We start from the raw sequence: 7405 nt of genomic DNA on the forward strand, positions 1-7405 counted from the left end.
TGAGTACGGCAAGGCGACGTTGACGCAGTTTGAATTTGATTTTCGAAGAGTATTACGTTTAAAAGAACTCATTCTTGCAATTTCAAACAGGCCATCTATCCCTTACAATTCTTCCGGTGAGCTTTGAGTTTTTTCAGAGCCCAACCATAGTGGCTTGACGTGCTACTGACAAAGTAAGAACCTAGACTTGTCCCACCCGTCCACTTATAGACACCTTTGGTAAAGAGTTCGTCATTGCTAAAAACTTCTATCAACTCTAAAACCTCTCTATGTGATTGTTCTAGGAGTCTAGTCGCTTCTTCTAAGGAGGTTTTCTGGTGCTTCTTCCAAAAAGCGACATTCATTTCTCCATAAGTTTTCCAATTATAAGCTTCAGGAAGAAAAGATCTTTCGTGACCTTTTTGATTAGAATGTACCCAGGTCAAAAGTAACTGCTGCCATTCATAAAGATGGATCAAGACATCCCGCAGGTTTTTATCCCTTTTCCAGTGAGCTTCTTTTTTCTTTGGGTCTCTTGAAAAATCAAATGGAGTCTGTAGCTCATCTTCACTTAGTTGGGAGATGAAACGATTGAGCTTTTCATAATTTTCCTTAGAGGATAATACTAATTCCTCTTTCGTTCTCGGTCTAGGCACAGAGTTCTCCCTTCATATTGTTAGTTATTATTAGAAATTTTTTATCCTTTAACTCTCTATAACTTATCCTTTAATTTCTCCACAAAGAGATAGGCTGCTGGACAGGTTAAGGTATTCTTAATCGTCAGATGGTTGATTTGATGGATCTTTTTACGGTCCGTATGGGGAAATTCACGACAGGCCTTTGGACGAACATCATAGATAGAACAGAGATTATCTCCTCCTAAAAATGGGCAAGGCATGGATTTAAAAACCTTGTCCCCATCTTCATCTACTTGCAAAAACTCTGCTTCAAAAGCAGGTAATTTCATTTTAAAATACTTGGCGATACGAGTGATGTCTGCTTCCTTGAAGTCAGGCCCCAATGTCTTGCAACAGTTGGCACAGGCGGTGCAGTCAATCTCCGAAAAGACTTCTTGGTGAATCTGCTGGGCTATCTTGTCTAGGTTTTTAGGAGGTTTTTTCTTTAGATTGGCTAAAACTTTACGGTGCTCCTTCTGCTTTTGCAAGGCCAGCTGGTGATAATACTCAATATCAATTTCTTTAGACATGGTTTCTCTCTTATTCTATTTACTTTCCCCTATTATACCATGCCTCCGGAGCATTTAAAAGTGTACTTTACAAGACTATACTTTTCTAAAATGCGTCAAAAAAACCTTGCAACTAGGTTACAAGGTTAATGACATTAATCGAAGTTAACGTATTCTTTTTGAAGTTCAAGAACTTCTTCCATTGTTGAACACTCTGTAAGGGCACGGTTTGCGTACTCTTCCATCTTAGCAGTATCCAATTTCTTCATCAAGCTACGTGTACGAAGGACAGATGTCGCTGACATAGAGAATTCATCCAAGCCCATTCCGACAAGAAGTGGAACAGCTTTTTGGTCACCAGCCATCTCACCACACATACCAGCCCATTTACCTTCAGCGTGAGCTGCCTTGATAACGTTGTTGATCAAGCGAAGGATTGATGGGTTATATGGTTGGTAAAGGTATGAAACTTGTTCGTTCATACGGTCTGCCGCCATTGAGTATTGGATCAAGTCGTTTGTACCAATTGACATGAAGTCTACTTCTTTTGCAAATTGGTCTGCAAGCATGGCTGCTGCAGGAATTTCAATCATGATACCAACTTGGATGTCATCCGCAACTGCAACACCTTCAGCAAGAAGGTTTGCTTTTTCTTCTTCATAAACTGCTTTAGCTGCACGGAATTCTTTCAAAAGGGCAACCATTGGGAACATGATACGCAATTGACCATGAACAGAAGCACGAAGAAGGGCACGGATTTGTGTACGGAACATTGCATCTCCAGTTTCAGAAATAGAGATACGAAGGGCACGGAATCCAAGGAATGGGTTCATTTCATGTGGCATATCGAAGTAAGGAAGTTCCTTATCTCCACCAATATCCATTGTACGAACAACCACTGGTTTACCATTCATTCCCTCAAGAACAGCCTTGTATGCTTCATACTGCTCATCTTCTGTTGGGAAATCTTGAGAATCCATGTACAAGAACTCTGTACGGTAAAGTCCAACAGCTTCTGCACCGTTGTTGTTAACACCTTCAACGTCTTTTGGAGTACCGATGTTAGCAGCCAACTCGAAGTGTTTACCGTCAGCAGTCACTGTTTGAGCATCTTTCAAAAGTGCCCATTCAGCTTTTTGTTTAGCATAAGCTTCACCAGCTGCTTTAAATTCTGCCGCTTGTTCATCTGTTGGGTTGATAATCACTTCACCAGTAATTCCGTTAACGGCAAGGATATCACCGTCTTTGACGATTTCAGTGATGTTATTTGTTCCCAATACAGCTGCAATTTCAAGTGTACGTGCCATGATAGCTGAGTGGCTTGTACGTCCACCGATGTTTGTTACAAAAGCTTTTACAAAGTTTTTTTCCAATTGAGCTGTATCAGATGGTGTCAAGTCATGAGCAATCACGATTACTTCTTCATTGATAGAAGCTGGATTTGGCAATTTCTTACCAAGAAGGTTTGCCAATACACGTTTTGTCACGTCGCGGATATCCGCTGCACGTTCTTGCATGTATGGGTTGTCTTCCATGCCTTCAAAGATAGTGATGAACATATCAGTCACTTCTTTAAGACCTGCTTCTGCATTGACTTTCTTAGCACGAATTGTTTCTTTAATCTGACCAATCAATTCTGGGTCAGAAAGAACCATCAAATGAGCGTCAAAAACTTGAGCCGCTTCTTCACCAAGCGTACCTACAGCTTTCTCGCGGATAAGAGAAAGCTCGTTTTGAGAAGCTTCAAGAGCAACATCCAAACGAGCCTCTTCTGCGTTTGTATCTTCGACTGAAATAGTCTCGAATGACAAATCCGGTTGAACGAGTAGATATGCTTTTGCAACTGCAACACCGTCAGATGCTGCGATTCCTTTAAGCATTTCTGTCATTTCCCTTATGCCAATCCTTCTTTTTCCATTGTTTCTGAGATTGCAGCGATAGCGTCATCTGCATCTGCACCTTCAGCTGAGATAGTTACATCAGCACCTTGGCCAACACCAAGACTCATAACACCCATAATTGATTTAAGGTTAACTGATTTACCTTTGTACTCAAGAGTGATATCTGAAGCAAATTTGCTAGCAGTTTGTACCAACAATGTTGCTGGACGTGCGTGAATACCTGTTTCTGCCACTACGTGGAAATCTTTAGAAGCCATAGTTTGACTCTCCTTTTGTTCTTTCTTTTTTGAGTTATATGTGATAACCCTTACAATTTGGTATTATATCATCTTCTAGGATTTTTTTCAAGCATTTTCTGGATTTTCCTTCAATTTCCTTTCAGATAACTTGCTGAAAATCTTCTATCCTAGATAACAAAACACAGGATATAGTTTCTTTAAAAACGATTTATAGGATAATCATTGCTGTTTTATAAAGCAAACACTACATATTGTGTTTTGTGAGCTTGAGTAGAAAAACTGACCACTATATTTAGTTCAAATCATTGACAAATTTTTATTTTCTGATATACTAGGATAGAATTAAATTTTAAAGAGGAGTTACACAATGGTAACCGTTTATTCTAAAAACAATTGTGTCCAATGTAAAATGACCAAGCGTTTCTTGGACAGTAATAACGTTGAATATAAAGAAATCAATCTTGATGAGCAGCCTGAGTACATCGATCAAGTCAAAGAACTCGGTTTTAGCGCAGCTCCTATTATTCAAACACCAACTGAAGTCTTTTCAGGTTTCCAACCAGGAAAACTGAAACAATTAGCATAATCTTAGTACATCATCCAGAAGAAACTGCTTCTAGGGCTAACTTAGAAGCCTTTCTTTTGTAATTAGATAAGGGAAATTTTATGGGATTAAAACATCTTGAGGACGTGACTTACTTCCGTCTCAATAACGAAATCAACCGTCCTGTCAATGGACAAATCATGCTTCATAAAGATAAGGAAGCCTTGGACGCCTTCTTTAAAGAAAATGTCGTTCCAAACACTATGGTTTTTGATTCAATTAAAGATAAAATCAACTACCTCATTGAACATAACTACATCGAAACAGCCTTTATCAAGAAATACCGTCCAGAGTTCTTGGAAGAATTGTCGCAATTTATTAAAGAACAAAACTTCCAATTCAAGTCTTTCATGGCAGCTTATAAGTTTTACAATCAATATGCTTTGAAAACTAACGACGGTGAATACTATCTTGAAAGTATGGAAGACCGTGTCTTCTTTAACGCCCTTTATTTCGCTGATGGGAATGAAGCTGTTGCAATCGATATTGCCAATGAAATCATCCACCAACGCTACCAACCTGCTACTCCTTCTTTCCTCAATGCTGGACGTGCTCGTCGTGGAGAGTTGGTATCATGTTTCCTGATTCAGGTAACTGATGATATGAACTCTATCGGACGTTCTATCAACTCAGCTCTTCAACTTTCACGTATTGGTGGTGGTGTGGGAATTACCCTCAGCAACCTTCGTGAAGCAGGGGCACCTATCAAGGGGTATGAAGGAGCAGCTTCTGGCGTCGTACCAGTCATGAAACTTTTCGAAGATAGCTTCTCTTACTCAAACCAATTGGGTCAACGTCAAGGTGCTGGTGTTGTCTACCTCAATGTCTTTCACCCAGATATCATCGCCTTCCTTTCAACTAAGAAAGAAAATGCCGATGAAAAAGTTCGTGTTAAGACCCTTTCACTTGGTGTTGTAGTACCCGATAAATTCTACGAATTGGCGCGTAAAAATGAAGAAATGTACCTCTTCAGCCCTTACTCTGTAGAAAAAGAATACAATGTGCCATTCAACTACATCGACATTACTGAAAAATACGATGAATTGGTCGCAAATCCAAATATTCGCAAGACAAAAATCAAGGCGCGTGATTTGGAAACTGAAATCTCTAAATTGCAACAAGAGTCTGGCTACCCTTATGTCGTCAACATCGATACTGCTAACCGTGCAAATCCTGTTGATGGAAAGATTATCATGAGTAACTTGTGTTCTGAGATTCTTCAAGTCCAAGAACCAAGCTTGATCAACGATGCTCAAGAATTCCTTCAAATGGGGACGGATGTTTCATGTAACCTTGGTTCAACCAACGTGGTCAACATGATGACTTCACCTGACTTTGGTCGCTCAATCCGTGCTATGGTTCGTGCTTTAACTTTCGTTACAGATAGTTCACACATCGTAGCTGTACCAACTATTGACCATGGAAATAGCCAAGCTCATACCTTTGGTCTTGGTGCCATGGGACTTCACAGCTACCTTGCACAACAACTGATTGAATATGGATCGCCTGAGTCTGTTGAATTTACAAGCATCTACTTTATGCTTATGAACTACTGGACTTTGATTGAGTCAAACAATATTGCTCGTGAACGTGGTATTACCTTCCACAACTTTGAAAAATCAGACTATGCTAAGGGAAGCTACTTTGATAAGTATATAACTGGCGAGTTTGTTCCAAAATCAGACCGTGTTAAAGAACTCTTCAAAGATGTCTTTATCCCAAGTGCTGCTGACTGGGCTGAACTTCGCGACAAGGTTCAAGCAGATGGTCTTTACCACCAAAACCGCCTTGCTGTAGCGCCAAATGGTTCTATCAGTTACATCAATGACGTCTCTGCTTCTATCCACCCGATTACGCAACGTATCGAAGAACGCCAAGAAAAGAAAATCGGTAAAATCTACTATCCTGCTGCTGGCTTGTCAACAGAAACCATTCCTTACTACACTTCTGCCTACGACATGGATATGCGTAAGGTGATTGATGTTTACGCTGCTGCAACTGAACACGTGGATCAAGGACTTTCACTCACTCTCTTTATGCGTAGTGACATTCCAAAAGGTCTTTACGAATGGAAGAAAGAAAATAAACAAACGACACGTGACTTGTCTATCCTTCGTAACTATGCCTTTAACAAGGGTATCAAGTCTATCTACTACGTCCGTACCTTTACAGACGATGGTGGAGAAGTCGGTGCCAACCAATGTGAAAGCTGTGTGATTTAGTTTCTAGCATAGAAACACTATTTTTCCCTAAGCAGCACTGATAAAATCAAATCTACTATGTCATAACATAATTTATGTAACATTTTAAAAGTCGGGCTTCCGACTTTTTGTGCGATACTCCTATAGAATTATGGTGAAATAGAAATAATTGTGAGTTCGCAATACTAAACACAGAAAGAGATTTCAAATGGAAACTTACTACAAAGCCATTAACTGGAATGCCATCGAAGATGTCATCGATAAATCAACTTGGGAAAAGTTGACAGAGCAATTCTGGCTCGATACACGTATTCCCTTGTCAAATGACTTGGATGACTGGAGAAAACTATCTAACAAAGAGAAAGACTTGGTCGGAAAAGTTTTTGGTGGTTTAACCCTTCTTGATACCATGCAATCTGAAACAGGGGTTCAAGCCCTTCGCGCAGACATCCGTACACCACATGAAGAAGCTGTTTTCAATAACATCCAATTTATGGAATCTGTCCATGCTAAATCTTATTCATCAATCTTTTCTACCTTGAATACCAAGGCTGAGATTGAAGAAATTTTCGAATGGACCAATACCAATCCTTATCTGCAAAAGAAGGCTGAGATTGTCAACGAAATCTACCTAAACGGTAGCCCACTTGAAAAGAAAGTTGCCAGTGTCTTCCTCGAAACCTTCCTCTTCTACTCTGGTTTCTTCACTCCCCTCTACTATCTTGGTAACAACAAACTTGCCAACGTTGCGGAAATCATCAAATTGATTATTCGTGACGAGTCTGTTCACGGAACCTACATTGGTTATAAATTCCAACTTGGTTTCAATGAATTACCTGAAGAAGAGCAAGAAAAACTCAAAGAATGGATGTACGACCTGCTCTATACTCTTTATGAAAATGAAGAAGGCTATACAGAAAGTCTTTATGACGGTGTTGGTTGGACGGAAGAAGTCAAAACCTTCCTTCGCTACAATGCTAACAAGGCTCTCATGAACCTGGGACAAGATCCACTCTTCCCAGATTCAGCAGATGATGTCAATCCAATCGTTATGAACGGTATTTCAACAGGAACTTCCAACCACGACTTCTTCTCTCAAGTCGGAAATGGTTACCTCCTTGGTGAAGTTGAAGCCATGCAAGATGATGACTACAACTACGGTTTGGACTAATACTCAATGAAAATCAAATTCAAACCACGTCAGCTTCACCTTGCCGTAGATATGCTCACTGACTTCGTCAGTCTTATCTACAACCTCAAAACTGTGTTTTGAGCAACCTACGGCTAGCTTCCTA

Annotated in this window: 7 protein-coding genes; 3 read left to right on the forward strand and 4 right to left on the reverse strand. The window is 40.0% G+C overall.

Annotated features, from left to right (window positions below; translation table 11 throughout):
* Positions 1–95 precede the first annotated feature (95 nt).
* The 4 genes from WKI42_RS08820 to WKI42_RS08835 all read right to left on the reverse strand — a co-directional run bounded on the left by WKI42_RS08820 (position 96) and on the right by WKI42_RS08835 (position 3323).
* Positions 96–635 carry a ClbS/DfsB family four-helix bundle protein gene (locus WKI42_RS08820; RefSeq protein ID WP_368081719.1) on the reverse strand — a complete coding sequence of 180 codons (540 nt, stop codon included), beginning with the start codon at positions 633–635 and terminating at the stop codon, positions 96–98.
* A 56-nt stretch (positions 636–691) separates the two neighbouring features.
* Positions 692–1186: a YkgJ family cysteine cluster protein gene (locus WKI42_RS08825; protein ID WP_000031484.1), complete on the reverse strand. Its 495-nt coding sequence runs from the start codon at positions 1184–1186 to the stop codon at positions 692–694.
* Between the two features lie 134 nt (positions 1187–1320).
* Positions 1321–3054, reverse strand: a complete 1734-nt coding sequence (gene ptsP / locus WKI42_RS08830; protein WP_368081720.1) for a phosphoenolpyruvate--protein phosphotransferase — start codon at positions 3052–3054, stop codon at positions 1321–1323.
* Positions 3055–3059: 5 nt separating this feature from the next.
* Positions 3060–3323, reverse strand: a complete 264-nt coding sequence (locus WKI42_RS08835; RefSeq protein WP_000146947.1) for a phosphocarrier protein HPr — start codon at positions 3321–3323, stop codon at positions 3060–3062.
* Positions 3324–3672: 349 nt separating this feature from the next.
* Here WKI42_RS08835 and nrdH point away from each other — a divergent pair, with 349 nt between their 5' ends.
* From nrdH to nrdF, 3 genes are all read left to right on the forward strand, one after another.
* Positions 3673–3891: a glutaredoxin-like protein NrdH gene (gene nrdH, locus WKI42_RS08840; protein ID WP_000259242.1), complete on the forward strand. Its 219-nt coding sequence runs from the start codon at positions 3673–3675 to the stop codon at positions 3889–3891.
* An 80-nt stretch (positions 3892–3971) separates the two neighbouring features.
* Positions 3972–6131, forward strand: a complete 2160-nt coding sequence (gene nrdE / locus WKI42_RS08845; RefSeq protein ID WP_173307222.1) for a class 1b ribonucleoside-diphosphate reductase subunit alpha — start codon at positions 3972–3974, stop codon at positions 6129–6131.
* 187 nt (positions 6132–6318) lie between these two features.
* A complete protein-coding gene (gene nrdF / locus WKI42_RS08850) occupies positions 6319–7281 on the forward strand; it encodes a class 1b ribonucleoside-diphosphate reductase subunit beta (protein WP_000451364.1) in 963 nt (320 codons plus the stop codon).
* Positions 7282–7405 lie beyond the last annotated feature (124 nt).

The organism is Streptococcus pseudopneumoniae (genome assembly GCF_038148935.1).
GTDB lineage: Bacteria > Bacillota > Bacilli > Lactobacillales > Streptococcaceae > Streptococcus > Streptococcus pseudopneumoniae_U.